At 55.0% G+C, this 26,250-nt stretch carries 27 protein-coding genes; 14 read left to right on the top strand and 13 right to left on the bottom strand.

Translation table 11 applies throughout. The features are described 5' to 3' along the window. Positions 1-3: 3 nt before the first annotated feature. Positions 4-600: a recombination mediator RecR gene (recR, locus tag ACH518_RS01920; protein ID WP_140911406.1), complete on the top strand. Its 597-nt coding sequence runs from the start codon at positions 4-6 to the stop codon at positions 598-600. A gap of 9 nt (positions 601-609) precedes the next feature. Beyond that, complete coding sequence (locus ACH518_RS01915) at positions 610-948, top strand: histidine triad nucleotide-binding protein (RefSeq protein WP_140911405.1); 339 nt, start codon at positions 610-612, stop codon at positions 946-948. Positions 949-974: 26 nt separating this feature from the next. On the opposite strand, the gene rsgA is transcribed toward ACH518_RS01915, so the two are convergent. Together rsgA and ACH518_RS01905 are read right to left on the bottom strand one after the other, a co-directional pair. Continuing rightward, on the bottom strand, positions 975-1,865 hold the full coding sequence (gene rsgA, locus ACH518_RS01910) for a ribosome small subunit-dependent GTPase A (RefSeq protein WP_445371662.1): 891 nt from the start codon (positions 1,863-1,865) through the stop codon (positions 975-977). Next, positions 1,865-3,115: a M48 family metallopeptidase gene (locus ACH518_RS01905; RefSeq protein ID WP_445371661.1), complete on the bottom strand. Its 1,251-nt coding sequence runs from the start codon at positions 3,113-3,115 to the stop codon at positions 1,865-1,867. The genes rsgA and ACH518_RS01905 overlap by 1 nt, the downstream gene beginning before the upstream one ends. Before the next feature lie 90 nt (positions 3,116-3,205). On the opposite strand from ACH518_RS01905, the gene orn reads away from it, so the two are divergent. The 4 genes from orn (at position 3,206) to ACH518_RS01885 (ending at position 6,319) form a co-directional block, all read left to right on the top strand. Next, positions 3,206-3,751, top strand: coding sequence for an oligoribonuclease (orn, locus tag ACH518_RS01900; protein ID WP_445371660.1), 546 nt, complete (start codon positions 3,206-3,208; stop codon positions 3,749-3,751). After that, a complete protein-coding gene (gene crcB, locus ACH518_RS01895) occupies positions 3,751-4,458 on the top strand; it encodes a fluoride efflux transporter CrcB (protein ID WP_445371659.1) in 708 nt (235 codons plus the stop codon). Before orn ends, crcB begins: the two co-directional genes overlap by 1 nt. Positions 4,459-4,499: 41 nt before the next feature. Further along, positions 4,500-5,771 (top strand): serine--tRNA ligase, encoded by a 1,272-nt coding sequence (serS, locus tag ACH518_RS01890; protein ID WP_445371658.1) that lies wholly within the window; start codon positions 4,500-4,502, stop codon positions 5,769-5,771. Positions 5,772-5,929: 158 nt separating this feature from the next. Then, entirely contained in the window at positions 5,930-6,319 is a 390-nt protein-coding gene (locus tag ACH518_RS01885) for a group I truncated hemoglobin (protein WP_445371657.1), read from the top strand. 65 nt (positions 6,320-6,384) lie between these two features. Here ACH518_RS01885 and ACH518_RS01880 read toward each other — a convergent pair whose 3' ends face one another. After that, a complete protein-coding gene (locus ACH518_RS01880) occupies positions 6,385-6,801 on the bottom strand; it encodes a DUF805 domain-containing protein (RefSeq protein WP_140911398.1) in 417 nt (138 codons plus the stop codon). A gap of 256 nt (positions 6,802-7,057) precedes the next feature. Here ACH518_RS01880 and ACH518_RS01875 point away from each other — a divergent pair, with 256 nt between their 5' ends. Both ACH518_RS01875 and ACH518_RS01870 read left to right on the top strand, forming a co-directional pair. Continuing rightward, positions 7,058-7,327, top strand: a complete 270-nt coding sequence (locus tag ACH518_RS01875; protein ID WP_278210509.1) for a hypothetical protein — start codon at positions 7,058-7,060, stop codon at positions 7,325-7,327. A gap of 169 nt (positions 7,328-7,496) precedes the next feature. Continuing rightward, entirely contained in the window at positions 7,497-7,874 is a 378-nt protein-coding gene (locus tag ACH518_RS01870) for a lipocalin family protein (protein WP_445371656.1), read from the top strand. Positions 7,875-7,969: 95 nt separating this feature from the next. Here ACH518_RS01870 and ACH518_RS01865 read toward each other — a convergent pair whose 3' ends face one another. From ACH518_RS01865 to ACH518_RS01845, 5 genes are all read right to left on the bottom strand, one after another. Beyond that, positions 7,970-8,830 (bottom strand): GIY-YIG nuclease family protein, encoded by an 861-nt coding sequence (locus ACH518_RS01865; protein ID WP_445371655.1) that lies wholly within the window; start codon positions 8,828-8,830, stop codon positions 7,970-7,972. 31 nt (positions 8,831-8,861) lie between these two features. After that, positions 8,862-9,161, bottom strand: coding sequence for a type II toxin-antitoxin system RelE/ParE family toxin (locus ACH518_RS01860; protein WP_445371654.1), 300 nt, complete (start codon positions 9,159-9,161; stop codon positions 8,862-8,864). Further along, entirely contained in the window at positions 9,155-9,343 is a 189-nt protein-coding gene (locus ACH518_RS01855; RefSeq protein WP_445371653.1) for a hypothetical protein, read from the bottom strand. The genes ACH518_RS01860 and ACH518_RS01855 overlap by 7 nt, the downstream gene beginning before the upstream one ends. A gap of 15 nt (positions 9,344-9,358) precedes the next feature. Continuing rightward, positions 9,359-12,805, bottom strand: a complete 3,447-nt coding sequence (mfd, locus tag ACH518_RS01850; protein ID WP_445371652.1) for a transcription-repair coupling factor — start codon at positions 12,803-12,805, stop codon at positions 9,359-9,361. Positions 12,806-12,914: 109 nt separating this feature from the next. Then, positions 12,915-13,676, bottom strand: coding sequence for a flagellar brake protein (locus ACH518_RS01845; RefSeq protein WP_278210514.1), 762 nt, complete (start codon positions 13,674-13,676; stop codon positions 12,915-12,917). A 79-nt stretch (positions 13,677-13,755) separates the two neighbouring features. Here ACH518_RS01845 and ACH518_RS01840 point away from each other — a divergent pair, with 79 nt between their 5' ends. Genes ACH518_RS01840 through rimO form a run of 4 tightly spaced genes read left to right on the top strand, consistent with a single transcriptional unit; the run spans position 13,756 to position 16,021 of the window. Then, positions 13,756-14,076, top strand: a complete 321-nt coding sequence (locus ACH518_RS01840) for a DMT family transporter (protein WP_140911392.1) — start codon at positions 13,756-13,758, stop codon at positions 14,074-14,076. Beyond that, the gene (gene tusB / locus ACH518_RS01835) at positions 14,076-14,369 is read left to right on the top strand and encodes a sulfurtransferase complex subunit TusB (RefSeq protein ID WP_445371651.1); all 294 of its coding nucleotides are present in this window, start codon (positions 14,076-14,078) and stop codon (positions 14,367-14,369) included. Before ACH518_RS01840 ends, tusB begins: the two co-directional genes overlap by 1 nt. Continuing rightward, positions 14,360-14,692 carry a TusE/DsrC/DsvC family sulfur relay protein gene (locus ACH518_RS01830; protein WP_278212890.1) on the top strand — a complete coding sequence of 111 codons (333 nt, stop codon included), beginning with the start codon at positions 14,360-14,362 and terminating at the stop codon, positions 14,690-14,692. The genes tusB and ACH518_RS01830 overlap by 10 nt, the downstream gene beginning before the upstream one ends. Before the next feature lie 18 nt (positions 14,693-14,710). Next, positions 14,711-16,021 carry a 30S ribosomal protein S12 methylthiotransferase RimO gene (rimO, locus tag ACH518_RS01825; protein ID WP_445371650.1) on the top strand — a complete coding sequence of 437 codons (1,311 nt, stop codon included), beginning with the start codon at positions 14,711-14,713 and terminating at the stop codon, positions 16,019-16,021. 37 nt (positions 16,022-16,058) lie between these two features. Here the strand turns inward: rimO and ACH518_RS01820 are convergent, their stop codons facing one another. From ACH518_RS01820 to ACH518_RS01800, 5 genes are all read right to left on the bottom strand, one after another. Beyond that, positions 16,059-16,268 carry a cold-shock protein gene (locus ACH518_RS01820; protein WP_054760518.1) on the bottom strand — a complete coding sequence of 70 codons (210 nt, stop codon included), beginning with the start codon at positions 16,266-16,268 and terminating at the stop codon, positions 16,059-16,061. 428 nt (positions 16,269-16,696) lie between these two features. Next, positions 16,697-18,109, bottom strand: coding sequence for a sodium:proton antiporter NhaD (nhaD, locus tag ACH518_RS01815; RefSeq protein ID WP_445372957.1), 1,413 nt, complete (start codon positions 18,107-18,109; stop codon positions 16,697-16,699). 143 nt (positions 18,110-18,252) lie between these two features. Beyond that, a complete protein-coding gene (locus ACH518_RS01810) occupies positions 18,253-21,852 on the bottom strand; it encodes an FAD-dependent oxidoreductase (RefSeq protein ID WP_445371649.1) in 3,600 nt (1,199 codons plus the stop codon). Between the two features lie 54 nt (positions 21,853-21,906). Further along, on the bottom strand, positions 21,907-22,836 hold the full coding sequence (gene secF, locus ACH518_RS01805) for a protein translocase subunit SecF (protein ID WP_140911386.1): 930 nt from the start codon (positions 22,834-22,836) through the stop codon (positions 21,907-21,909). Between the two features lie 101 nt (positions 22,837-22,937). Next, positions 22,938-24,395, bottom strand: coding sequence for a TrkH family potassium uptake protein (locus ACH518_RS01800; protein WP_140911385.1), 1,458 nt, complete (start codon positions 24,393-24,395; stop codon positions 22,938-22,940). Between the two features lie 289 nt (positions 24,396-24,684). Between ACH518_RS01800 and ACH518_RS01795 the strand changes: the two genes are divergently transcribed. Both ACH518_RS01795 and ACH518_RS01790 read left to right on the top strand, forming a co-directional pair. Then, positions 24,685-25,209 (top strand): phosphatase PAP2 family protein, encoded by a 525-nt coding sequence (locus tag ACH518_RS01795; RefSeq protein ID WP_140911384.1) that lies wholly within the window; start codon positions 24,685-24,687, stop codon positions 25,207-25,209. Continuing rightward, the gene (locus ACH518_RS01790; RefSeq protein ID WP_445371648.1) at positions 25,206-26,246 is read left to right on the top strand and encodes an MJ1255/VC2487 family glycosyltransferase; all 1,041 of its coding nucleotides are present in this window, start codon (positions 25,206-25,208) and stop codon (positions 26,244-26,246) included. Before ACH518_RS01795 ends, ACH518_RS01790 begins: the two co-directional genes overlap by 4 nt. The last annotated feature ends 4 nt before the right edge of the window (positions 26,247-26,250 follow it).

Below are 26,250 nucleotides of genomic sequence, written 5' to 3'. Positions count from 1 at the left end.
AATATGCAGAACCAGGGCTTGCTGAAAGAGTTGATTCAAAGCCTGTGTTGCTTACCCGGCGTCGGGCCCAAATCGGCGCAGCGGATGGCTTTCCATTTGTTGCAGCGTAACCGCGAAGGCGGTTTGCAGCTCGGCCAGATTCTGGAGCGGGCGATCAGCCAAATCGGCCATTGCCGCGAGTGCCGGACCTTGACCGAAGCCGAGTTGTGCGAAGTCTGCGCCAACCCGCTGCGCGACGCCGAAACCTTATGCGTGGTCGAGAGCCCGGCCGACGTTTGGGTGGTGGATCAGGCGACCACGTTCAAGGGTAAATATTTCGTGTTGCACGGCCGCCTGTCGCCGCTGGACGGCATTGGTCCGGATCAGCTTGGCTTCGATCTGCTCGAACAGCGCATGGCGTCCGGCCAGATCAAGGAAATCATTCTGGCGACCAATTCGACGGTGGAAGGGCAGGCTACCGCCCATTTCATTGCCGACGTCGCCGCCAAATTCGGCGTGCGGGCTACCCGCATCGCTCACGGCGTCCCGATGGGCGGCGAACTGGAGTTTATCGACAGCGGTACTTTGGCGCACGCGTTCAACGGCCGGCGCGAACTTTAAGGAGCGACTATGAGCGATTGTTTGTTTTGCAAAATGGTGGCCGGCGAAATCAAGCCGGATGTGGTTTTCGAAGACGATCGAGTTCTGGCGTTTCGCGACTTGCACCCGCAGGCGCCGCTGCACGTGCTGGTCATTCCGAAGCGGCACATCGCCACGCTAAACGAACTGGACGATGCCGGACTGGGCGGCCACTTGCTGCAAACCGCCGCGCAGATCGCCAAAGACCTTGGTTACGCCGACAGCGGCTATCGGACCGTATTTAATTGCAACGCCGACGGCGGCCAGACCGTGTTTCACCTGCACCTGCACCTGCTGGCCGGCCGGCCGATGCATTGGCCGCCAGGCTAATCGAGGTCATTCGGTTTCGAATAGGGTTAACTGCGGTTTGCCGGCGGCATTTTTTCCCGCAATTTCAAATAACGCTGGTAGCGGGTGGCGGATATTGAGCCGGATTCGACCGCGGCCCTGACGGCACAGTCTTTGTCGCCGGCATGGCGGCAATCGTTGAATTTGCATTGACCAATGTAGGGCTGGAATTCCCGGTAACCCCAGGCCAGCTGCGCTTCTGACAAGCCGGCCAAACCGAAGATGGCAACGCCTGGGCTGTCGATCAAATCGCCGCCGGCGGGCAGATGGTACAAAGTAGCCGCGGTCGTGGTGTGGCGGCCGTGGCGCGTCGTTGCCGACACGCTATTGGTCCGCAGCGTTCTATCCGGTATTAAAGCGTTGGTCAGGGAGGATTTGCCGACGCCGGATTGGCCGGCGAACATTGCAGTTTGGTCGCGCAATACCTGTTTCAGTTCGTCCAGCCCGGATTGCTGTTTGGCACTGACCCGATGCAGCCGGTAGCCCAACGCCTCATAAATTTTCAGCTCTTCCAGAATCGACCCGTTGCAGGGGATGTCGACCTTGTTGAAGACCAGCGCTGCGCCGATATTGCAGTTTTCGCAGATAGCCAGATATTGGTCGAGCAATAGAAAATCGCACTCGGGTTCGGCGGCAAATACCACAAAAATGGTATCCAAATTGGCGGCCACCGGTCGAACCTGGTCGCCGCGGCTGGGGCGTTGCAATACCGAGCGGCGCGGCAAGATTTGCTCGATGCGGCCTTGTTCCGGGCCGGATAAGGACAGCAGGACTTGGTCGCCGACGACGACGGTGTCCAGTTTGCGCAGGGTCTGGCACAACATGGTCTGTTCCCCGACCTCGACGGCGATACCCTTGCCGAGGTGGGAAACGACCAAGCCTTGCTGCAGCTCGGTCATCAAGCGGACTGCATTTTTTCTTCGATGTGGGCGATGCGGATCGCAGCCGGAGGATGGCTGTAATGAAAGGCCGAGTACAACGGATCGGGCGTCAAGGTGCTGGCGTTTTCTTCGTAGAGTTTGACCAGGCCGCTGATCATCTTTTTACCTTGGGCGTTGCGGGTGGCGAAATCGTCGGCTTCGAATTCGAACTTGCGCTGGAAGTAGGCGCTGATCGGTTGCATGAAGGTGGTGAATACCGGCGACACCAGCATGAATAATAACAAGGCCGCGGCGTTGGAATGGGTACTGACGCCCAAGCCGTCGAAGAACCAATCCTGGGTAATCAGCCAGCCCAACACCGCAAAACTGACCAGTGTCATGACCGACGAGGCCGTCAACATTTTGATGGTGTGCTTGCATTTGAAATGGCCCAGTTCGTGCGCCAAAACCGCCTCCAACTCTTCTTCGTCCAGCGAATTGACCAAGGTATCGAAAAACACGATGCGCTTGTTGTTGCCCAAGCCGGTGAAATAGGCATTGCCGTGACCGGAACGGCGCGAACCGTCCATGATGAAAATGCCGTTACTGCTGAAGCCGCAACGTTCCAGCAAGCCTTGAATCCTTTGCTTTAACGAGCCTTCCTGCATCGGTTCGAATTTATTGAACAGCGGCGCGATCAGGGTCGGAAACAGCCAGCTCATCAACAACGAAAAACTCATCAGAATCGCCCAGGCATACAGCCACCACAGGCTGCCGATGCTGTCCATGACCCAGAGGATCAGCGCCAGAATTGGCAGGCCGATAATCAGCGTCAGGCCAAGGGACAATAGTTGGTCTTTGGCGAATTGCGCAATGGTGTTTTTGTTGAAACCGAATTTTTCTTCGATGACGAAGGTTTGGTACAAACTGAACGGGATCTCGACCACCGTCATCAGTAAAAAGATGCTGGCCATCGCCGCCAAATCGGCGGCCAGCGGCGACAGTTCGAAGGTGGACCAGAAGTCGAACACCAGACTGATGCCACCGCCCAGGGTCAAGGCCAGCAGAAATACCATGCCGACCACGCTGTCGACATCGTGCAACTTGCCCTTTTCAATGGTGTAGTCGGCGGCTTTTTGGTGGGCGGCTAGGGTTACACGATCCTGGAACGCTGCGGGAACTTGGTCCCGGTGTTGCAAGACGTGGTGTTTTTGGCGTCTGGCAAGCCAGAATTGGGTGCCGTAGGAAAGGACGAAAGCTGCTAAAAATATGCCGGTAAACGTGTTCATCAAGCCAATTTGGGGTGGGGTTAACAATTAGCGGTACAGATTAGCTAATGCTACAATCCGCCGCAACATTATTAATAACATAGAAACGCAATGACTCAAGATAAGGACAATCTGATCTGGATCGATTTGGAAATGACCGGCTTGGATCCCGATAACGATTTGATCATTGAAATCGCCACCGTGGTCACCGACAAGAATCTGAATATCCTGGCCGAAGGCCCGGTCATGGCGGTGCACCAGTCCGATGCGGCGTTGGCGGCGATGGACGAATGGAACCAGCAGCACCACGGCCAGTCCGGTTTGATCCAGCGGGTCCAGAATTCCGATATCGACGCCGCGGAAGCCGAGCGGCGTACGCTGGACTTCCTGCAGCAATGGCTACCGGCCAGAACCTCGCCGATGTGCGGCAACAGCATTTGCCAGGACCGGCGGTTTTTGTACCGTTACATGCCCAAACTGGAGGCGTTTTTCCACTACCGGAATCTGGACGTTTCCACCGTCAAGGAACTGGCCGCGCGTTGGGCGCCGCAGATCAAGGACGGATTCAATAAACAGGCTTCGCACAAGGCGCTCGACGACATCATCGAGTCGATCGATGAGCTGCGTTACTACCGGGAAACCTTCTTCAAGTTCTGATGCTGCAACTATTTGCCGTCGCGTTGGGCGGCGCCATCGGTTCCTTGTTGCGCTATCTGGCGTCCGGCGGCGTTTACCTGTGGCTCGGCCGCGGATTTCCGTACGGCACGCTTACGGTCAATCTGATCGGGTCGTTTCTAATCGGCTTAATGTCGGAAGCTTTGATACTGCAACGCTTGGCCATTGCACTGGAATACCGCACGGCGATTTTGGCCGGCGTGATGGGTGGATTAACCACGTTTTCCAGTTTTTCGTTGGAAACCTTCCACTTGCTCGAGCAAGGCCAAATCGGCAAGGCCGGATTGAATATCGCCGTCAGCGTCGTCGGATGCCTGTTGGCGGTCTGGGCCGGCCTGTCGTTGGGTAAGGGCTTATTTTTCTACGGCCAGGGTGCCGTGCGCATCGGCGATTGGCCTTATCCCTACGCGCTGACTGTGGTGAACGGCATCGGCGCCTTCCTGATCGGTATCGTCGCCACAATATTGCTGCATAAGCTCGAAATTTCCATCGAACACCGGGCTATTTTGGTAACGCTGCTGATCGGCGTATTCCTGACTCTGTCCGGTTTGTATTTGATTCTTTATCTGCTGGAAAGCGGACATTCGTTCGAATCGCATATCGACGCCATGTTAACGGTATTTCTCGGCAACCTTGTGTTCTGCGGCGGTGCATTGTGGTTCGGCTTGTGGCTGGGCAAGCAGGTATAACCGCTGTTTTTTCTCATCATTAATTCAGGAAAGCTGTAACCATGTTAGATCCCCGTTTGTTTAGAAGCGACCTGGACCTGGTCGTGCAGCAATTGCAACGCCGCGGTTTTCAATTCGATACTCAGGCTTATCAAGCTTTGGAAGACCGGCGCAAGGACGTACAGGTCAGAACTCAGGATTTGCAAAACGAACGCAATACCCGTTCCAAAGCTATCGGCCAGGCCAAAGCGAAGGGCGAGGATATTCAACCTTTGCTAGACCAAGTGGCCGATTTGGGGGATCAACTCAAGGCTGCCGAGTCGGAATTGAACGACATTCAGAATCAACTGAATGTCATGCTGGAAGGTATTCCCAACATCCTGGACGAATCGGTTCCGGCCGGCAAAAGCGATGCCGATAATGTCGAGATCAGCCGTTGGGGTGAGCCGCGCCAATTCGATTTTGCGCCTAAGGACCATGTCGATCTGGGCGAGCCGTTGGGTATGAATTTCGAATTGGGTGCCAAAATCGCCAGCGCCCGTTTCGTGGTGCTGGCCGGCAAACTGGCTACCTTGCAACGCGCCATCATTCAACTGATGCTGGATACCCACATCAACGAACACGGCTACCAGGAAACGTATGTACCGTTCATGGCTAATGCCGACAGTTTGCGCGGCACCGGCCAGCTGCCGAAGTTCGAAGCCGACCTGTTTACCGTCAAAAACGATCCGACCTTCTACCTGATTCCGACCGCCGAAGTGCCGGTCACCAATATCGTCCGCGACGTCATCGTCGACGCCAAGCAGATGCCGCTGAAATTCGTCTGTCATTCGCCCTGTTTCCGCAGCGAAGCCGGCGCCTACGGCAGCGACGTGCGCGGCATGATCCGCCAGCACCAGTTCGAGAAAGTGGAGTTGGTGCAAATCACCACGCCGGAACAATCGGCTCAGGCCCATGAGGAACTGACCGCCCACGCCGAAAAAATCCTGCAAAAACTGAATCTGCCCTACCGTAAAGTATTGCTGTGCACCGGCGATACCGGTTTCTCATCATCCAAAACCTATGATTTGGAGGTCTGGTTGCCCGGTCAGCAAAAATACCGGGAGATTTCGTCTTGCAGCAATTTCAAGGACTTCCAGGCCCGCCGCCTGCAAGCCCGCTGGCGTAATCCGGAAACCGGCAAGCCGGAGTTGGTACACACGCTAAACGGTTCCGGTCTGGCCGCCGGACGCGCCCTGATTGCGGTGATGGAAAACTATCAGAATGCCGACGGCTCGATCACCGTGCCGGAAGCCCTGCGACCTTACTTGGGCGGCCTCGAAAAGATTCAATAACTTACGATTAGTCCGGTCTTTAGGGTCGGCAAAATAGTTTGGAGGCGAAACTATCCTGGGTTATCATCCGCGCCGAGGTCGGTAACCCTGGCAAAATCAAAGGCTTGCCGAGTTAGCTCCGGCCTCGATAACAATCATAAAATTGAGGAGGGGTAACCATGAGCGAAGCAAACGAAGTGCAAGGGCCATCTTTGTACGAAAGAATCGGCGGCGAGTCAGCAGTCAATGCCGCAGTTGATCTGTTTTACGGAAAAGTGTTGGACGATTACCGCATCAACCGTTTTTTCGATAAGACCGACATGCCAAAACAGGTCGAACATTTGAAGGCCTTTATGACGGTGGCATTCGGCGGACCCAACAATTACGCCGGCCGTTCCTTGCGCGACGGTCACGCCCGGCTGGTAAAAATGGGATTGAATGACTCGCACTATGATGCCGTCATGGAGCATTTGGGCGTGACGATGACCGAATTGAACGTTCCGCCGGAACTGATCGCCGAAGCGGCCGCCCTGGTGGAAAGTGTCAGAGGCGAAGTGCTGGGCAAATAAGCTGTTTGTCGCCATTGCCGCCACAAGGTTGTGGGTGGCGTGGCGGCGTCAATCCGAGTCTAAGTTCAGAAATACCCCGGCCATTGGCGTAGTACCAACACGGCTAACCACGGTGTCAGCAACAAACCGCTTCCCAGCAGCCAAATTTTAGCGGTTGCGGCGGCGGGAGCCGGTTCCAGGCGATCTGCATCAGGATTGCTCGGGACGAAGCACAACACGAGCCCGATCAGCAACATCAGCGGCGGCGCGAATAAAAACCCCAATAATATCCCCCACGCCGACGAGCCGATGTCGCGGGCGCGTTTGATCATCGCTGTGGCGCCGAAAAGTCCCAGGCTGGCTGCCAACAGCCAATAGCCGCGTTCGGCCAGTCCCACCGGGAATTCCCCCAATTTCAGTTCCAACCCGTAGATCATAAGTGCGGCATTAATCAGACAAGGCAGGCCCAGGGCAATGTATCGGGATCGGTCGTAGCGCAGCATGTTCGATGTTTTTCGGGAATATTCGCCAACAGACTCGCGATTTTAACGGAATCCGCTTCGTCCGGCCGAACCGAATCCGATTTCCAGTGTCATTCTGCCGTTGTTGCAGATGACGGGGAGGTCTATTCAAAAAGACTATCGTCGATATAAAAACTATCGATTTTATTTATTTGTTGAGCTTGTTCAGAATGTTTCCAAGCCGGAAAGCTCAGCTTCGAGCAAAACCGGCGATTCTAGTATTACCGGGAGAACAATCATGAAAATCACACAAATCATCAAAATAATGGCGATCACAATAGGCTTGTTTTCTGGCGCGGCGTGGGCTCACGGCGACCGAGGAATAGGCTCCGGGCATATCAAATCTACGGCCGTGCAGGTCCTTTACGACGATCCTGCCTATAACCGCGGAATACACAGTTACCCTATGTTGGTGCCTTCGGTGCCGATCGCCGAGATAGACATGGTCTATGTCGATAAAGCCCATGGTCAGGCCATTTACAGCTATCCGACTAACTCGGATCGGTAGATAAGGGGGTTGAGTTTCGTCTGCTTCGGCGCCAGCGGCAGTGCGTCGGCCGAGCCGGTTTTTGCGAGCGCGTGCTTCAACCAAACCCCCTAAAGGAATAAGGATACTTTCCGGAAAACTGAGCGTACAATCCTGACGCTCTATGTTTATCAAAAACGGGGAGAGCGACATGAAAAAATATTGGGCAGTGCTTTTATTGGCGATGGCCGGCCAGAGTTATGCCGACGTGCCGCTGCAATCCGGCGACGAAATTCAGGGTAGCTGGAAACTGGAGTACACCAAGAAATCGGCCAGCGCTCAGGATACGCTCAAGCGGGAAGATACGTGGGCGTTCAACGCCGGCAAGGTCACGATCACCCACATTCCGCGCGACGGCACTTATTACGACCAAGCGCCGGTCAATTACGAAGTGGAAAACGGCAAGTTGAAAATTTCGCTATTGGGTAGGTCAGACAAATTCGACGTTTTTTCCTTGGTCGAAAAGGACGATAAAACGATGACGTTGAAGGGCAAGTTTGGGGATATTTATTTCTTCAATAAGAAATAAATTTGTTGTCACGTCAGGCGGCTTTGCGCAAGCAGGCTGCCTGATTTTCATTTGGAATAGTGGTTTGTTACGATTTCTCGGGGGGTAGTAATTTTTCAATTGCTGTTCAAGCCGAATTCCCGAGTACCTAGTCTTTCTTTCCAACGGCTTTCTCGAGCAATGACTGCGTCATCTTCAAAACCGAAGGGAAGGGTTTCCAGAATCGAGAATTCAAAGTATTGATAGTCAAGTTCTTTAAGTTGCTGATTGTTTCCATGCCCATTTTTTGCGTATTCGGCCCAACGTCCATAAATGCCTTTGTCGCCGTAGGCTGAGCCGACGTAAAGCTTTCCTTCCAAACGGTCTCTGATTAAATAAACCCCTTTGACTGCGGACAATCTAGTTACCCATTCTGAGTTTGCGGAGCCTTCCTTGAGAAGCTGTTTTAGCTCTTGGTAGCGTAAGAGTACCTCGTCGTAGGATTTGAACCTGTCAATTGGATTATGTGCCTTAATTTCTAGAATGTTTTTTGGTGTCGAACCTTTTTGTACCCAGACTACAGGCGCGTTACCCCAATCAATTACCAATCGCTCGGAAAGCTCGTCCATGACCCGATTACGTTGCAAGTCGTAGTAAGCAATGCTGTTCTCGTCCCAGTTGAAATTTTTAAATCCTTCAAACAAAGCCCGTTGATCGGCATTGAATTCGGAGCACTTTTTACATGGCCCATTGATGTCCCATAAACCTAAGAACAGCGCGCTATTCCCGCGAGTCGGCGCAAACGCCGCGATGGTCTTGGCATCGGAAAATTGCCCGAATTTTTGGAAACATTGGTAATTTTCAAATTCTTGACGTTTTTCTTCGTTACGAAACTTATCGAGAATATCGAATTCCTTGGTTTCTTTGCCATGTCTGACGAGTTTTATTTCGTGGGGATTTAAATCGTAATGGTCGAACAAATTGGCTAGCGTTATCATGATTAACGTCCAAGTGTTGTAAATGTTGGTTTTATTGGTCTATCGATAAATCACTGATTTTGAAATCTCGGCGTTTATGAACCACCGTGACAACGAAGGTTTGATTAAGCCGAATTTGGTAGATAATTCGCCAGGAATGTACGCCGATCTCGCGTAACGCCTCTTTATCAAACTCGGGTACTTTTTTACCCATATACGGAGCGGTCAATAATTTATCGGTTTTTTCGACCAATTCCTGGACGATGCGTTTGGCGGTAAGAGGTGAATCCTGGGCAATGTAATCATGGATGGCTTTGAGGTCGTTTTTGGCTCGTGGCGTCCAAATTACCATTGCTCGATTTCGCGCAATAAATTATCGCTACTGACGCCTTTGCCTTGCTCTGCATCCTGTAGTCCTTGATGTATTTTGTTCAGAACGTAGAGCCTATAAACGATTTCAGCGAAATCCACAGTATCCGGCAATAGATTGATGGCGGCGATGGCTTCCTGTTTTGCGGTTTGGCTGGTCTGCATATCATTCCCCTACGGTCATGGTTTCGACCCCAATCGTACCAACAAATTTTCCAAAAACGCCACCTTATCCTCCATATCCTTAAAGGTCTGGGTAAACCTCAATTTATCCGCGCCGTCGAATTTATACACCTGCGACTGGCTTTGGATCATCAAGATCAACTCGCCGGTATCGATTTGCGGCGTGGCGGTAAACACGATGCGGCCGCCGGTGGCGTGGGCTTCAATTTTGCGGATGCCCAGATGCGCGGCTTGTTGCTTCAGTTCTGTGACCGCGAACAAGGCTTTGACCTGATCCGGCAATAGGCCAAAGCGGTCGATCATTTCGATTTTTAACTTGCGCAAATCGTCTTCGGTTTCGGCGCTGGCGATGCGTTTGTAAAGCACCAGACGGGCGTGGATGTCCGGCAAATAGTCTTCCGGAATCAAGGCTGCTACTTGCAGATCGACTTCCGGGCCATAGTCCAAAGGCGCGTCCAGCTCCGGCTGCTTGCCGGATTTCAGGGCTTTGACCGCCCGTTCCAGCAACTCGGTGTACAAGGTAAAGCCGATTTCCTGAATCTGGCCGCTTTGTTCGTCGCCCAGCAATTCGCCGGCGCCGCGGATTTCCATGTCATGCGAGGACAGCATGAAGCCGGCCCCCAATTCGCCGGAGGTTTCGAAGGCTTCCAGGCGTTTGATGGCGTCCTTGGTCATCAAGGATTTTGGCGGCACGATGCAGTAGGCATAGGCTCGGTGATGCGAACGTCCGACCCGGCCGCGCAATTGGTGTAGCTGGGCCAAACCCAGCTTGTCGGCGCGGTTGATGACGATGGTGTTGGCGCTGGGGATGTCGATGCCGCTTTCGATAATGGTGGTGGCAATCAGCACGTTGAAACGCTGGTGATAAAAATCCAGCATGATTTGCTCCAGCTCGCGCTCGGCCATCTGGCCGTGGGCGATCTGAATCCGCGCTTCCGGCACCAGTTCAGCCAGTTCGCGCATCATTTTTTCCATGGTCTTGACGTCGTTGTGCAGGAAGAATACCTGACCGCCGCGTTTGATCTCGCGCTGGCAGGCTTCCTGGACTTGCGAATCGATCCATTCGCTGACGAAGGTTTTGATCGCATGGCGGTTCGGCGGCGGCGTGGCGATGATGGAAATATCGCGCAGGCCGGCCATGGCCATGTTCAACGTCCTCGGGATTGGCGTTGCGGTCAGTGTCAGCAAGTCCAGTTCGCTACGCAGCTTTTTGAAATGTTCTTTTTGAGTGACGCCGAAGCGGTGTTCCTCGTCGATGATGACCAAGCCCAAGGCCTTGTATTTCATATCCTTGGAAAGCAGCTTATGGGTGCCGATGACGATGTCGACCTTGCCCTCGGCCAGATCGTCGGCGATGGCGGTTTGCTGTTTGGCGGTGACGAAACGGGAGGTGACTTCAATGCGCACCGGCCAGTCGGCAAAGCGGTCGCGGAAGTTTTGATAGTGTTGCTGTGCCAGCAGGGTGGTCGGCACCAGCACCGCCACCTGTTTGCCGCTTTGCACCGCGACGAAGGCTGCGCGCATCGCCACTTCAGTTTTGCCGAAGCCGACGTCGCCACAGACCACGCGGTCCATCGGTTGCGGCGCAGCCATATCTTGCAAAATCGCTTCGATGGCGCTGAGCTGATCGGGGGTTTCCTCGAACGGGAAGCCGGCGGCAAAGGCGTTGTAGTCGCTGTTGTCGACGCTAAAGGCAAAGCCGCCGCGCGCGGCGCGTTTGGCGTGGATGTCCAGCAATTCGGCCGCGACGTCGCGGGCCCGCTCCATGGCTTTTTGCTTGGCCTTGCTCCATTGCTCGGTGCCGAGTTTGTGCAAGGGGGCATTTTCGGCGCTGACGCCGCTGTAGCGGCCAATCAGATGTAGCGAGGCTACCGGCACGTAAATCTTGTCGCCGCCGGCATATTCCAGCATCAGAAACTCGGCTTCGATGCCGCCGACCGTCAAGGTCTGTAGACCCAGGTAGCGGCCGACGCCATGTTCCTGGTGGACCACCGGCGAGCCTATCGTCAGCTCGTCGAGGTTGTTGAAGATGTTTTCCAGTGCCCGGGCGGCGGATTTGGCGCGGCGCCGGCGTTGCTGGACTTTTTCGCCGCTGAGCTGGCTTTCTGTGATGATGGCCAGCTTCGGTTGGTCGAGCAATAGCCCGTGATCCATCGGCGCGACGACGATGCACGGCGACTGTTCGCTTTGCAGAAATTCCGGCCAGCTTTGGACTTGCTTGGCGGCCAGTTTGACGCTTTTCAGTTTCTCGATCAGGCCCTCGCGGTGGCCGGCGGTCTCGGCAACGAACAGGATTTTGCCGGCAAAGCCTTCGATGAACTGGCGCAGGCGCTGCGCCGGCTCTTTCAAGCGGCTATCGATGGCGACATCGGGCAACGTTTGGCAATGCAGCGATTCGCCTTGTTCACCTTGGTGGTCCAGCACGATGCGGCTGAACGCTTCGGTTTTGCCAGCCAATTCGTCGGCGGCTAAAAACAGGCGCTGCGGCGGCAATAGCGGCCTGTCGACGTCGTATTTGCGTTGCTGATAACGCTCTTCGGCCTCGGCGTAAAACTGGCCGGCACCGTTTTCAAATTCGGCCGGTAGCACGAATAGCGCGCTGCTCGGCAAGTAATCGAACAGCGATTCGGTGCGCTCGACGAACAGCGGCAAATAATATTCGATGCCGGCCGGGGCGATTTGCTTGGAGACGTCGACGTACAGATTGTTTTTCGGCGAGGCGTCGGGGAATTGCTCGCGAAAGGCCTGGCGGAAGCGTTTGATCGCGTCGTCGGTAAATGGAAATTCGCGGGCCGGGAACAATTCGACTTTTTGCATTTTGTCCTGCGACATCTGCGTGTCGGGATCGAAACTGCGGATCGATTCGACGTCGTCGTCGAACAGCTCGATCCGGTACGGCTGCTTGGAGCCCATCGGGAACAGGTCCAAAATCGAGCCGCGTACCGCGAATTCGCCGTGCTGATACACCTGCGATACGCACTGGTAACCTACCGCTTCCAATTTGGCGCGGGTCAGGTCCAGGCTCAAGGTGCCGCCGACTTCAATGGCAAAACTGTGGGCCAGGATGTGTTCGCGCGGCGCCAGCCGGTGCATCAAGGTCGAGATCGGCACGATCAGCGCGCCGCGCTTGGTTTCCGGGAGCAGGGCCAGCGTACGCAAGCGTTCGGAAATGATTTCCGGCAACGGCGAGAACACATCGTAGGGCAGGGTTTCCCAGTCCGGAAATTGCAATATCGGATAGGCGCTGTCCAGAAAAAAGGCCATTTCGTGCTCCAGGCGCAACGCGGTTTGCGTGTCCGGTGTGACGATGACGGCCAAGCGTTTTTCGCTGGCGATCGCGGTGGCGAGCGCCAGCGCATCGCCGCAGCCGGCTAAGTCGCGCCAGACATGAGCTTGGGTGGACTGTTTCGGTAATTCGGGAAGTTGTAGCGGAGACGCGTTCATGGCAATTTGAATGGGTATAGCGGGAACGACAGTGAGGCCAGGCTAACTGGCAAACGGAGTGGCTGTAGGTCTTGTCTGGAGGAAGGCCGCGTGCCAGCGTTTTTTAGGATCAAGCCAAATTTTTTTGTTGGATTTCGATATCCTGCATGTAGCGTTGAATATTGGTTTCGAACGCCGGCGGAATGTCGGTGAAACGACAGCCGACTCGCTGCTGAGTACCGGTCACGGTGGCGCGTACTCGGGTTATTTCTTTGATTTCGAAGCTGATTTTGGCTTGTCCGCCGTCGTGCAGATACATCATGCAGCCTTCATGCTTGTCTTCCGGATTCAGATATTTGTCGAATTGCGAATCCGGATTCAGAAACGCAAACCCGGAAAAGCTCAGATCGACCAACCGGAATGAGGCTTTTAGCACCGTGGGCTCTGTGTTCTCGATGTCGTCAGGATCCTGGGGCGGGGTAAACATCATTACGCACAGGCTGTTGGTATGCGAAAGCGGTACTTTAATCCGGTAGAACTGGCGGCGCTGCATCCAGAAAATCGCGTCCGGAATCGGCATTGCAAGCACCGGGTGGCCGTCACTTTGTGATTTCTTGATCGATTTGCCGCGGAAGGACACCTTGATCCCTTCGTATTCCGTCCGGAACAGCACTTTGGGCGAATTCAGCAGCTGCTTGTTCAACAACTCGGTGGGCGCGACATCGAGTGCCAATAGGTTGGCTTTCTGGTCGAGATCGATAATCGTGGTCAAAAACGATTGGTTGTGTTCGCCAAAGTGCGCAGAAATGATGCACTTTTTCTTTACCAGATCGGTCAGGTGGCCAAAAACCAGTTTGGAGCCTCTAACAAGATAGTCGGATTCTTTTTCCATTAAAGTTGCTAAATATTGCGGTGTGCGGAAAGGGCTATTGTAAAATAAGCAGGATTATAGTGTATAGGCAGGAGTTTTGATGGGTTGGTTGCTGTTGTTGGTGGCGGGGTGTTCGGAAATCGTGTTTGCAGTAAGTCTGAAATATAACGATGGCTTCACCAAGCTATGGCCTAGCGTGGTAACCGGCGTCTCCGGTATCGCCAGCTTTTATTTGCTGATGTTGGCTATCCGTACTTTACCGTTGGGAACCGCCTATGCGGTTTGGACCGGCATGGGGGCGGTCGGCGTTGCCGTGATCGGTGTCCTTTGGTTTAAGGAGCCTGCCGACTGGGTGCGGCTGGCGTCGATTATGTTTATTGTCGTCGGTATCGTCGGCCTGAAACTGACCCACGCCGAGTGATGTTGCATTTGTTGTCGCAATTGCCGTTGCAGGCCGAGGTGTTTGCGAGAATGGCGCCCGGCGACGATATCGTGTTGCTGGATGCCACGGTCTGCGGTGCGTTACGCGGCCATCAAGATAACCGGCTGTTGCAGCAGGTCATGGCGCGAGCCTGCCAAGTCTATGCGATGCGGGACATGGTCGAGGCGTATGGCTTACAAGCGGGGCGGCTGTTGCCCGGTGTGGAACCCATAGATTACGCTGGGCTGGTCGAGCTGACCGTTAAACACCCCGTGATCCATTCCTGGTGTTGATTTACGACGGCGTGGTTTTGGACACCACGGCAGACGGTTTCTTGCGCGACGCAGCGCAATGGAACCGACGCGTCGCCGAGGTCTTAGCTCAGGCAGAAGCGTTGGAGCTGGAGGATGCGCATTGGGAAATCCTGTATTTCATCCGCGACTACTACGCCCGCTTTAAACACCTGCCCAATGCCCGGATGTTTGTCGCCGCAGTGCGCAAGCAATTTGGCGAAGACAAAGGCAATAGCCGCTATCTGCAAAAACTATTTCCCAAAGGGCCGCTGAAATACGCTTGCAAGATAGCCGGCTTGCCGAAACCGCCCACTTGTTTATAACGATTTCGAGAGAATTTAATGAGTAATCCGCGTGTTGGTTTTATCAGTTTAGGTTGCCCGAAAGCGCTGGTCGATAGCGAGCAGATTTTGACCCGCTTGCGGACCGAGGGCTACCAGGTTTCGCCGAATTACAAGGATTCCGATCTGGTTATCGTCAATACTTGCGGCTTTATCGATGCCGCGGTGGAAGAGTCGCTGGACAGCATCGGCGAAGCTTTGGCCGAGAACGGCAGGGTCATCGTCACCGGTTGTCTGGGGGCGCGGCAGGACGAGATTCTGGCCCGCCATCCGCAAGTGCTGAAAATTACCGGCGCCCACGCCACCGACGAGGTGCTGGACGCGGTACACGAACACTTGCCGCCGGCGCACAATCCCTTCCTGGAGCTGTTACCGCCGCAAGGCATCAAATTGACGCCCAAGCATTACGCCTACTTGAAGATTTCGGAAGGCTGCAACCACCGCTGTACCTTTTGTATCATTCCGTCGATGCGTGGCGACCTGGTCAGCCGGCCGATCGACGACGTTATGGCCGAGGCGGAACGCCTGGCTGCCGCCGGCGTAAAAGAGCTGTTGATCGTATCGCAGGATACCAGCGCTTATGGCCTGGATTTACACTACCAAAGCCGGGCTTGGCGCGGCCGCGACTACCAAACCCGGTTCAAGGATTTGGCGGCGGCATTGGGCGAGCTGGGAGTTTGGGTGCGGATGCATTACGTCTATCCCTATCCGCACGTTGACGATGTGGTGCCGTTGATGGCCGACGGGAAAATTTTGCCGTATCTGGATATTCCGTTTCAACATGCCAGCAGCCGAATTTTGAAGCTGATGAAGCGGCCGGCTGCGGCGGAAAACAATCTGGAGCGTATCCGTGCCTGGCGCAACATTTGTCCTGATTTAACCATTCGTAGCACCTTCATCGTCGGTTTTCCCGGCGAAACCGAGCAGGAGTTCGAAGAGCTGTTGCAGTTTTTGAGCGAAGCGCAAATGGATCGGGTCGGTTGTTTTGCCTATTCGCCGGTTAAGGGCGCGGCGGCAAACGCGCTGCCGGATGCGGTGCCGGAACAGGTCAAGCAGGAGCGGTTGTCGCGGTTTATGGAGCATCAGGCTGCGATCAGCGCCGAACGCTTACAGCGACGGATAGGATGCCGTGAGACCGTCTTGATCGACGAGGTCGTCGAAGAAGGGGCGGTGGCGCGCAGCAGAAGCGATGCCCCCGAAATCGACGGTCAAGTGTTCATCGACGGCGCAAGCCACCTCCAGGTTGGAAGCTTCGTCGACGTCGAAATCGAAGACGCCGACGACTACGACCTGTGGGCCAAACTGGTCTAACAAAAAAGCCGCTGGTGAGGCGGCTTTTTTATCGGGCTTATAACGGAGTAACGTTTTCCGCTTGTGGGCCTTTTTGGCCGTTGGTCACTTCCATCGTGACTTTTTGGCCTTCTTTCAAAGTTCTGCGGCCGCTGCCGTTGATTGCGCTGAAATGCACAAACACATCTTTGCCGCCCTCTTGTTCGATGAAGCCGAAACCTTTTTCATCGTTGAACCATTTAACTTTGCCTTCTACTTGAACTGACATAAATTTCTCTTGCTTTAAAAAGTGCTATTCGCTGGTTTGGAACTAGGGTTTGTGACTAAAGCGGGTAAGCGGAAAACAAAGTTTGTTGATCCTATTGCGAGCTTGAAAAGCGACAACGATACCGAGCTAAATCGGCTTCATTATACATGCCTCGTCGCGGCTATCCACAAAAAGTAAAGCGATTTTTGCTCCTAACGACCCGGCTTTGCACGGTAGTGTCTGCGGCGAATGCAAGCGGATATGTGTGTCGGCAAAAGGGATTTTAGTCAAGTTATTGAAATTAATGGTGCTTTTTTGATGGGGCTATGGCCGGCTTCAGGGTTCCGGTTGGCGCTGGCAAACCGATAATATTTTGCTGCAGGCAATACAAATTTGGCATTTTTGGCAATTGGCCAAACGGGCAGCGCTCCGTCGCCGCCGAGACCACGTTAGAAATAATGGCCGTTTAGCAAAAAATGGGTGGCAATGCTGCCGAAGAAACCCAGCAAAATCACCGGCATCCATTTCAAATGGGCGCTAAAGGTGTAAACACCCTTCATTTGCCCCATCAGACCGACGCCGGCCGCCGAGCCGATTGCCAACAGGCTGCCGCCGACACCGGCAGTCAGCGTCACTAACAGCCATTGGCCTTGCGAGATATCCGGGTGCATGGTCAGCACAGCGAACATGATTGTGCCGTTGTCGATGAACGCGGAAAAAATGCCGACCAGAATGTTGGCAATGGTCGGGTCCATGCCGATGTACAACACGTTGGAGGCCATCGTCAGGTAGCCGATGAAACTCAAACCGCCAACGCTCATCATTACGCCGTAGAAAAACAGCAAGGTGTCCCACTCCAGATGGGCGACGCTTTTGAATACGTCGAATTTCTGATCTTGGCGACTAGCTGGCAGCTCCACTTGGAATAATTTGTAAACGTGGGCAAAGTCGCTGCCCTTGACTCTGCCTTCTGTTTTTTGCAGGTAATAACCGAGAAACTTGAGATAGGTCAGGCCGGCCAGCATGCCGGCAGCGGGCGGCAGTTTCAAAAAGTTCTCGAAGCAGACCGCGGTAATGATGGTCAACAAAAACAGCACAATCATCGCTAATGCACCGCGCTTCATAATTGGCGCTCGACCGACCGCCCCCGGAAATTCCCGCGGAATCCAGAAATGCATGACGATTGCCGGCAGCGCAAAGTTGACGATAGCTGGAATGAACAGCGAGAAGAAATCGGCGAACGGCACCACTCCACTTTGCCAGACCAATAGCGTGGTGATATCGCCGAATGGACTGAACGAACCGCCGGCGTTAGTGGCTACGACCACATTGATAGCCGCCAGTGTTACGAAGCGAGGGTTGTCCTTGCCCATGGCCGTAATTACCGCGCCCATCAACAAGGCGGTGGTCAGGTTGTTACAAACCGAGGACATGAAAAACGACATGCAGCCGGTTATCCAGAACAATTTGCGGTAGCTGAAGCCCTTGCTTAGTAGCCAGACCCGCAAATTATCGAACACGCCGCGATTTTCCATTGCGTTCAAATAGGCCATAGACACCATGATGAACAAAAACAGCTCCGCATATCCGATCAGTGCGGCGCGGAAGGCTTGCCCGGCTTCCTCGCGCATGCCGCCGTGTACGTAGACGCCGGCGATAAAAGCCCAGATCAAACTCGCCGCCAAGACCATGGGTTTGGATTTGTTCAGTTCCGTGACTTCCTCGGTCATGGCCAAGGTATAGGCCAGCGAGAAGATGCAAATGGCCAAGTAGCCGACCCAATGATGGGTCAGGTCGAGAACGTGGGCGGTGGCGGGGTCTGCGCTGGCCCAAGCCAGGATTGGCGAGCAAGCACATAGCAGAAACAGCGAAATACGTAGTAACACGAGCGAACTCCTTTCAAAATTTGAAGCCCAGACTGTCGCGGCGGTATCGAGTTCCTTGGCCGCGAAAGCAGCCCGCGTTTCCAGCCGAAACCGGAAATGCGGGTGGATGTTGTGAAGGTTTAATTACCCGCTGTTTCCAGCAGATACGTCAACCACAACGACGAGAGTTTTTCCTGCACGGTATTTTGCCGCAAGCGGGCGTTCAAATTCGGAAAGTCCACGTAATCCAAGGCTTGGTCCTGGTTGTAGCAGGAGTACATGAAGCTTTCCTCGCCGGTTTCCGGGTCGACATGTTTGCATAAGCATTGCGCGCAGACGCCTTTCATCATGCACTGCATGGGCGAGTTGATCGAGCCGACCGCTTCGTGGCCGGCCTTCAAATACGGTTTCAGCGCCGCGAAGCGGGCTGCCTTAACCGCTGCCATCATCCGGTCGGAGCCGATCACGATCAGATGGTCCACGTCCTGCAATTTCAGCGTGGTCTCGCCCAGGTGGCCCTCGGCGTAGGCGATCATCGCTTCGACGATGTTGCCGACGAAGGTTTTATCCTGCGGCCTTGTGACCGGGATCGCGTCGTTGCCAGGTATGTTGTCGACGGCCCAGACGATGACGTCTGAGGCTTCCTCGATTTCCGGTACCTTGAACAAGTCGATCCGGTTGCGGTAGCCGGCGAAATACAACACTTTGTTGCCGGCGGCGCGCATGGCTTTGCCGATCGAGAACAATACCGCGTTGCCCAAGCCGCCGCCCAACAGCAGCACGGTCTTGCCGGTCGGGATTTCGGTCGGGGCGCCGGTTACGCCCATCAATACCAGCGGATCGCCGGGCTTCCAGGTCGCGCACAGGCGGCTGGAGCTGCCCATTTCCAATGCAATCAAGGATACCAGACCTTTTTCCTTGTCAACCCAGGCGCCGGTCAATGCCAGGCCTTCGGCGGCGAGCGAAGTGCCTTCGACCACGGGTGCCAACGATTCGTAATTTTGCACCCGGTAGAACTGGCCGGGTTCGAAATGTTTGGCTGCCGCCGGGGCTTTGATCACGACCTCGATAATCGTTGGGGTCAGGCGGTTGACTTCGACGACGCGGGCGATGAACAACTCGTCCAGTTTATCCTGCAAACCGTGCAGTTGCGCATCGCGTTGGCTTTGTTGGGCCGGATCGAGCTCGGCCAGTTCGTTGGCGAACAGCTTGACGATATACGGGTAACCGTCTTTCGCGCTGGCCATCGCCTTGACCACGTTACCGGCATAGACCGGGTGGTTGTCGCCGTAGAAGGTGATGTAACGGCCTTCGCTTTGGTATGAGGTAAACGGCGCCGGTTTGCCGACCTTGACTTGAGCTTCGTCGGCCATCGGTGCCAGTTGAACTTTGCTGTCCAGCCAGTCAGGTTCGTGACGTTTGTAGAATTTGCCTTCCATTGCGAAGGTGCGCGGATGCTCGGACTGGTAGATCGTGTTCGGCGCAGTGCCGGCGGCAATGAACAGGCCGCGCAAGCTCACTTCGACTTCGTCGGTCTTCTTCCAGCGGCCTTCCTGCTCGGTCAGTTTCTCGAAACGGACGGCTTTCAAATGGCCGTATTGGTCTTCGATCGCTTCCAGCGGACTCATGCCCTCGGCCAGATAAATGCCTTCGGACAAGGCTTCGTGAATTTCTTCGTGGTTTTGCCGGTAGGCTGGCGAGTCCTTGATGCCTTTGCGGTAGAACAGTGTGACGCCGCCCCATTGCTTCAGGAACGGCAGGAAGTTCGGCGTTTCGCCGGCTGCGGCTGCACGCTCGCGTTCTTGCTCGATGACCCGGCCGTGGGCCAGGAATTCTTCCAGAATTTCCAGTTCCTCGGCGTCGTAACGGCGGCGGACTTCGGCTTCGCCGTATTTCGCCACCAGCTTCTCGTAACGATGCAGGATTTTGCTGACCTGACCGGGGTAATACGCCAGCAGTTCGGTCGCGGTATCGATCGCGGTCAAGCCGCCGCCGATCACGCCGGCCGGCAAGCGCACTTGCAGGTTGGCCAGCGAGGATTCCTTGGCGGCGCCGGTCAATTGCAAGCCCATCAAAAAGTCGGAGGCCTTGCGGATGCCGCGGGTCATGTTGTTTTTCAGGTCGATGATGGTTGGCTTGCCGGCGCCGCTGGCGATCGCAATATGGTCGAAACCCAGCTCCCAGGCTTCATCAATCGTAATGGTGCCGCCGAAGCGAATGCCGCCATAGCATTTGAAAGCGTTGCGGCGCAGCAGGGTCAGGTAAATCACTTTCAGGAAGTTTTTATCCCAGCGCACGGTAATGCCATATTCGGCGACGCCGCCGAAACCGAGCATGACCCGCTTGTCCAGATCTTCGTACAAATCCTTGAAATCAATGATCGGCATGGGCGGATTGTTGCGGTCGCCGGTCAAATGCAGCGGCAACGGCTCGATTTTCAATGCATCGATACCGACGACACCGAAGCCTTCGTTCAACAGATAATGTGCCAGGGTGTAACCGGCCGGGCCCATGCCGGCGACCAGCACGTTTTTGCCGTTGTAGGGCAATGCCACAGAACGTTTGACGTTGAGCGGGTTCCAGCGGGTCAACAGGCTGTAAATCTCGAAGCCCCAAGGCATGAACAGCACGTCGGTCAGCACGTTGGTTTCGATCTGCGGAATGTTGACCGACTCGGTTTTTTGATAAATACAGCCGCGCATGCAGTCGTTGCAAATCCGGTGGCCGGTGCCGGGGCACATCGGGTTGTCGATGATGATCATCGCCAGCGCGCCGATGTTGTCGCCTTGGCGTTTGACCACGTGCATTTCGGAAATCTTTTCTTCCAGCGGGCAGCCAGTCATCAACGCGTTCAAATGGTTGGTTTTGAACGTGCCGTCTTTTTTGTTCTTGATGCCTTTCGAGCAGGAATCGTTGTCGCGGTCGTGGCAGTAAATGCAGTGGTCGACCTCGTACAAGGTCTGGCGCTGGTTGAAGCGCTTGTCGGTCAAAGCAAAACCGTCGCGGCGGCGATGGTGATGGTCGTCGCAAGCCCAAACGCCATAGCCATTTTGATCGACCGTTTCGTGGTCGACCAGATTTTCCAGGTTGGTTTTTGCCGGGACTTTAAAGCTCAACCATTTCGCGACCAGACTTTGCAATTCCGGAGCCTGCTTGGCAGCAAAGCTCCAGCGGCAAACCGTGTCGTAACCGGCCAGCGTCTCCGCACTGGCGTTTTCCTGTTGTGCTGCCCGCCACAGGTCGGCGCCGAGTTGACTGACGGCCAGTTCCGGGTCGGTGTTGAACAAATCCTGTTTGCCGGCGGCGGCCAATAAAGCGGCCATTTCCTCGCGCAGTGTGGCTATATCCCAACCGTCGATGGTTTGCCCTTTGAACAATTTGGCCAGATTGCCGACAATCTCGGTGCGGTAAGTAAATACGCTGTCGAACTCGCTACGGATGTGGCTGATTTGCTTGTCGCGCACGTCTTGGACATTGAACAGCTTGGCTACGAAGGTGCCGACCAACGGCGCCGTTCTGACCAATAACTCGGATATTTCTTCCGGCTTCATGCCGTCGCCGCCGCAGGCGCGGTAGGCGGCGATTTCGTCGAACAGAGCCGAGTCGTGATGCTTGACCGATTGGTCGAACACGGTCAGCAAATCGGCCAGGCGCTTGCTGTCGTAAAGGTCTTTGTATTCGAAGCCGGGGATGCCGAGTGTCAATTGGGTCAGTTCGCGAGTATTTAGCTGTTGGGTCATCAAGTTATTCCGGATATGTACGCTTGAAGTTGGAAATCAGAATTTAGCGGCCGCTTAAGGCATGTCGTCGACGACGTTGTCCTTGGCCGGTGGCATCAAGTCTTCGCGGGTCAGGCCGAGGCTCAGCGCCAGCGAGCTGGCGATATAAATCGACGAATAAGTGCCCTTGACCACGCCGATCAGCATCGCGATGGCAAAGCCGTGGATGGTTTTGCCGCCCAGAAACGCCAGCGCCAGCAAGGTCAGGAATACGGTCAAAGAGGTCAGGATGGTCCGGCTCAGCGTATCGTTCAGCGCAGTGTTGACGATGTCGTGGATCGAATCTTTGATCCGGCTGGTGCGGACGGTTTCCCGGATCCGGTCGTAGACGACGATGGTATCGTTGATTGAGTAGCCGATCAGGGCCAGAATCGCCGACAGCACGGTCATGTCGAATTCCCAGCCGAATACCGAGAAAAAGCCCATCGTGATGATGGTGTCGTGGAACAGCGCGGCGATCGCGCTCAACGATAGTTTCCACTCGAAGCGGATGCTGACGTAGACCATGATGCCGATAAAGGCGAACAGTAGCGCCAAACCGCCGTCGTTGATCAGGTCTTCCCCAACCTGCGGGCCGACGAACTCGACGCGGCGCAATTCGCCGGGCTGGGCTTGGCTGCTATTGGCGACTTTCAGGACTTTTTCGCTAAGTTCCTTTTGGCTGATGCTTTCCACCGGTTTCAGCCGGATCAGTACGTCCGCCGCACTGCCGAAATGCTGCAGATTGGCGTCGGCAAAGCCTTCCTGTTCCAGCGTGGCGCGCATTTTGTCCAGATCCGCGGCTTGGTTGTAATGCATTTCGTAGACGCTGCCGCCGGTGAAATCGATGCCCAGATCCAGGCCCTTGGCGAAAAACGAAATGATCGAAATCAGTAGCAGGCTGCCGGAAAAGAAAAAGGCTATTTTTCTTTTGCTGAGAAAGTCGATGTGTCGCGCGGAAGTCATGTCGAATGTTCCTGATTTTAGAATTGATGGGTTGTTGCCGGCGGCCGGAATCGCTTGGGCGCAGTTAGTGGGGCCGAAGCGGAATTAGTCGGCGAATTGTACTATTTTCTCCAGAACGTGGGTGTAAAAAGCACGATCAGCGTGAATACTTCCAGTCGTCCCAGCAGCATCGCGATCGAACAAATCCAGGTTTGAAAATCGCTGAGTACGCCGTAATTTTGGGCCGGGCCGATCACGTTCAAACCCGGTCCGGCGTTGTTAATGCAGGCAATGATGCCGCTAAGCGCCGAAATCGGGTCCAGCCCGGAAAAGATCAGCGAAAAGGTCAGTACCACGATCGAGATGAAGTACAAAAAGATGAACGCCAAAACCGCGAAAATGATCTTGTTCGCAATCGGGGTGTCGCCGATCCGAATCGGATTAACCGCCCGCGGATGCAGGATGCTGAACATTTCCCGGCCGGCCTGCTTCCAGAGTAGCAATGTGCGGAACATTTTGATGCCGCCGCCGGTAGAACCGGTGCAGGCGGTGATGCAACTCAGATACAACATCCACCACGGCACGAACGGCGGCCAGCGATCGTAGTCGGTGCTCATCAGGCCGCAGTCGGTAGCGACCGAAACCAGATTGAACGCGACGTGGCGCAGGCTTTCGAAAATGTCCGGATAAGTACCGAAATGCCACAAGTAGCCGGCGCACAGCAGAATGCTGCCGGAGACCACGCCCAGCATCGGAATCGCTTCCGGATCGAGCAGGTAAGGTTTCAGGCTGAATTGGTGTATGACTGTGTAATGCGTGGCGAAATTGATGGCTGAAATCAGCATAAACACGATCAGCACAAATTCGATCGCCGGGGAATCGTAATAACTGATGCTGGCGTCGTGGGTCGAGAATCCGCCCAGGCCCAGTGTCGAGAACGCGTGGCAGAGCGCATCGAACCAGCCCATGCCGGCCAGTTTCAGGCTCAACGTGCATAACACCGTGGCGCCGGCATACACCAGCCACAGCAAACGGGCGGTTTCGGTGATGCGCGGCGTGATTTTGCTGTCCTTGACCGGGCCGGCGATTTCGGCCTTGTACAACTGCATGCCCCCAACGCCCAGCAACGGCAGAATCGCCACGGCCAACACGATGATGCCCAGGCCGCCGATCCAGTTCAATTCATGCCGCCACAGATTCAATGACGGCGCCAACTGATCCAGACCCACCAGCACGGTGGCACCGGTCGTGGTGAAGCCGGAGACGCATTCGAAAAAAGCATCGGTAAACGACAATCCGGGAATGCCCCAGATCAACGGCAAGGTTGCCGCCGAAGACATCAAAATCCAGAACGAAGCCACCAGCAGATAGCCGTCGCGGGTTTTGACGTCGCCGCGAAAGCGCATGGTCAGGCCCGAGAGCAGGCTGCCGACGCCAATATTCAAAGACATGCCGTTGACGAAATGTTCGGCCATGCCGTCGTCGAAATATAAAGACGTCGCAATCGGCAAGATATAAGTCAAACCGAATACCATCAGAATCAGGCCGAGCACAAAGCCAAGGGTGCAAAAACGTCGCATGTTTGTCGTCTGAATCGATCCGAGAGGAGGGTTGCCGTAAAGGGAACGCGCGGGCCGGGAGCTCAGGGCCTGCCGCCAGGTGAGTCGGGCGCGCCGCAGCCGGCAATTGTAACAAACAATCCGGAATTTGGCCTTGTCACAAAACCTTAAACAAAGCGTCATCCGCTTGTCACAAAACGCCCCTAATCTGGCCGTGCGGTCAAGGATTGTTGAAGGTAAGGAAAATCCAAGATTTTGAGTTTGCGCGACAGTCGCGGCCGACGCGCGCAACAAACGGGAGGGCTAAGCCATGAAGCTAATTTATTCCATCCACAAATACGACGTGACGATGTTCACCTGGGTTAACGGCGTGGCGATTCGGGCCAGTCTAATGCCGGCCTGCCGGGGTATTTCCCGTACCGCCGACGGCTTGCTGTATGTGCTGGCGGCCGCTTGGCTGTATTGGGATCGCGGCGGTCAGGACGGGTTGTTGCAAGCCATGGTTTTGGCGTTTTTGATCGAAAGACCGGTGTATTTCGCGCTGAAGAAAGGTTTCAAACGTAACCGTCCGCAGCAAGCGCTGAGCAATTTTACTAGTGCGATCAAGCCGGCCGACCAGTTCAGCTTTCCGTCCGGCCACACTTCGGCGGCGTTCATGGTGGCAACCCTGTTCGGCTATTGCCTGCCGGCGTTGGCGACGGTTTTGTATTGCTGGGCGGCGGCGGTCGGCTTTTCCAGAGTCGTGCTGGGGGTGCATTTTCCGACCGACACGCTGATGGGGATGGTGCTGGGTGTCGGCATCGCAATTTTTAGTCTCAACTACGTTCTATCATGAAAATTTTTTACGGTGTGCAGGGCACGGGTAACGGCCACATTACCCGGGCGCGGGTAATGGCGAAGGAATTATACGCGGCCGGTTGCGAAGTGGACTTTCAGTTCAGCGGTCGCCCGGCGGACAAGTATTTCGACATGGAGGTCTTTAACGGTTACCAAGTCAAAACCGGCTTGACCTTCAACACCCACAAAGGCCAGGTCAGCTATTTGAAGACCGCGATCGAGGCCAGTCCGATTCGGTTTGTTAGAGACATTAACAGCTTGGATTTGAGCGGATACGATTTGGTGATCAGCGATTTCGAGCCGGTCACCGCCTGGGCCGCGAAACGGCAGCAGAAACAAGTGTTAGGCATCGGTCATCAGTATGCATTCGGTCACAAGATTCCGCGCGCCGGCGGCGATCCGATCGCCGAGCGGGTCATGAAATATTTCGCACCGGCCGATCTCGGTATCGGCCTGCATTGGCATCACTTCGGTCAGCCGATTCTGCCGCCGATCATCGAAACGCCGGAGTTGCCGCAGCAGGTTCAGGCCAACAAAATCGTGGTGTATCTGCCGTTCGAAGACGGCGAGGAAGTGGTCAGATTGTTGTGTCCGTTCGAAAATTTCGAGTTCCACGTCTATTCGCCGCAACCGGTGGCGTCCAAATACTCGCACGTGCAATGCAAGCCGCTGTCGCGCGACGGCTTTCAGCGTGACTTGTACGATTGTGCCGGTATTATCAGCAACGCCGGTTTCGAACTGGCCAGCGAGTCATTGCAGTTGGGCAAGAAAATTTTGGTCAAGCCGTTACACGCGCAGATGGAACAAATCTCCAATGCCGAGGCGCTGAAACAACTGGGTTACGGCCACACCATGTTCGACCTGGATCCGCAAGCGATTGAGGATTGGCTGCACAACCCGCATAGCGTGCGGGTGACTTATCCGAACGTGGCCAAGAGCATCGTGCAATGGATCACCTGCGGCATGCCGCAGATCGATACCGAGTTCGTCGAGCGGGTCTGGGAATCGGTTGAAGTATTACAGATCAAGCATTAGGTCG

The organism is Methylomonas sp. HW2-6 (assembly GCF_052474525.1).
This window is presented reverse-complemented; position numbering and strand designations above follow the sequence as displayed.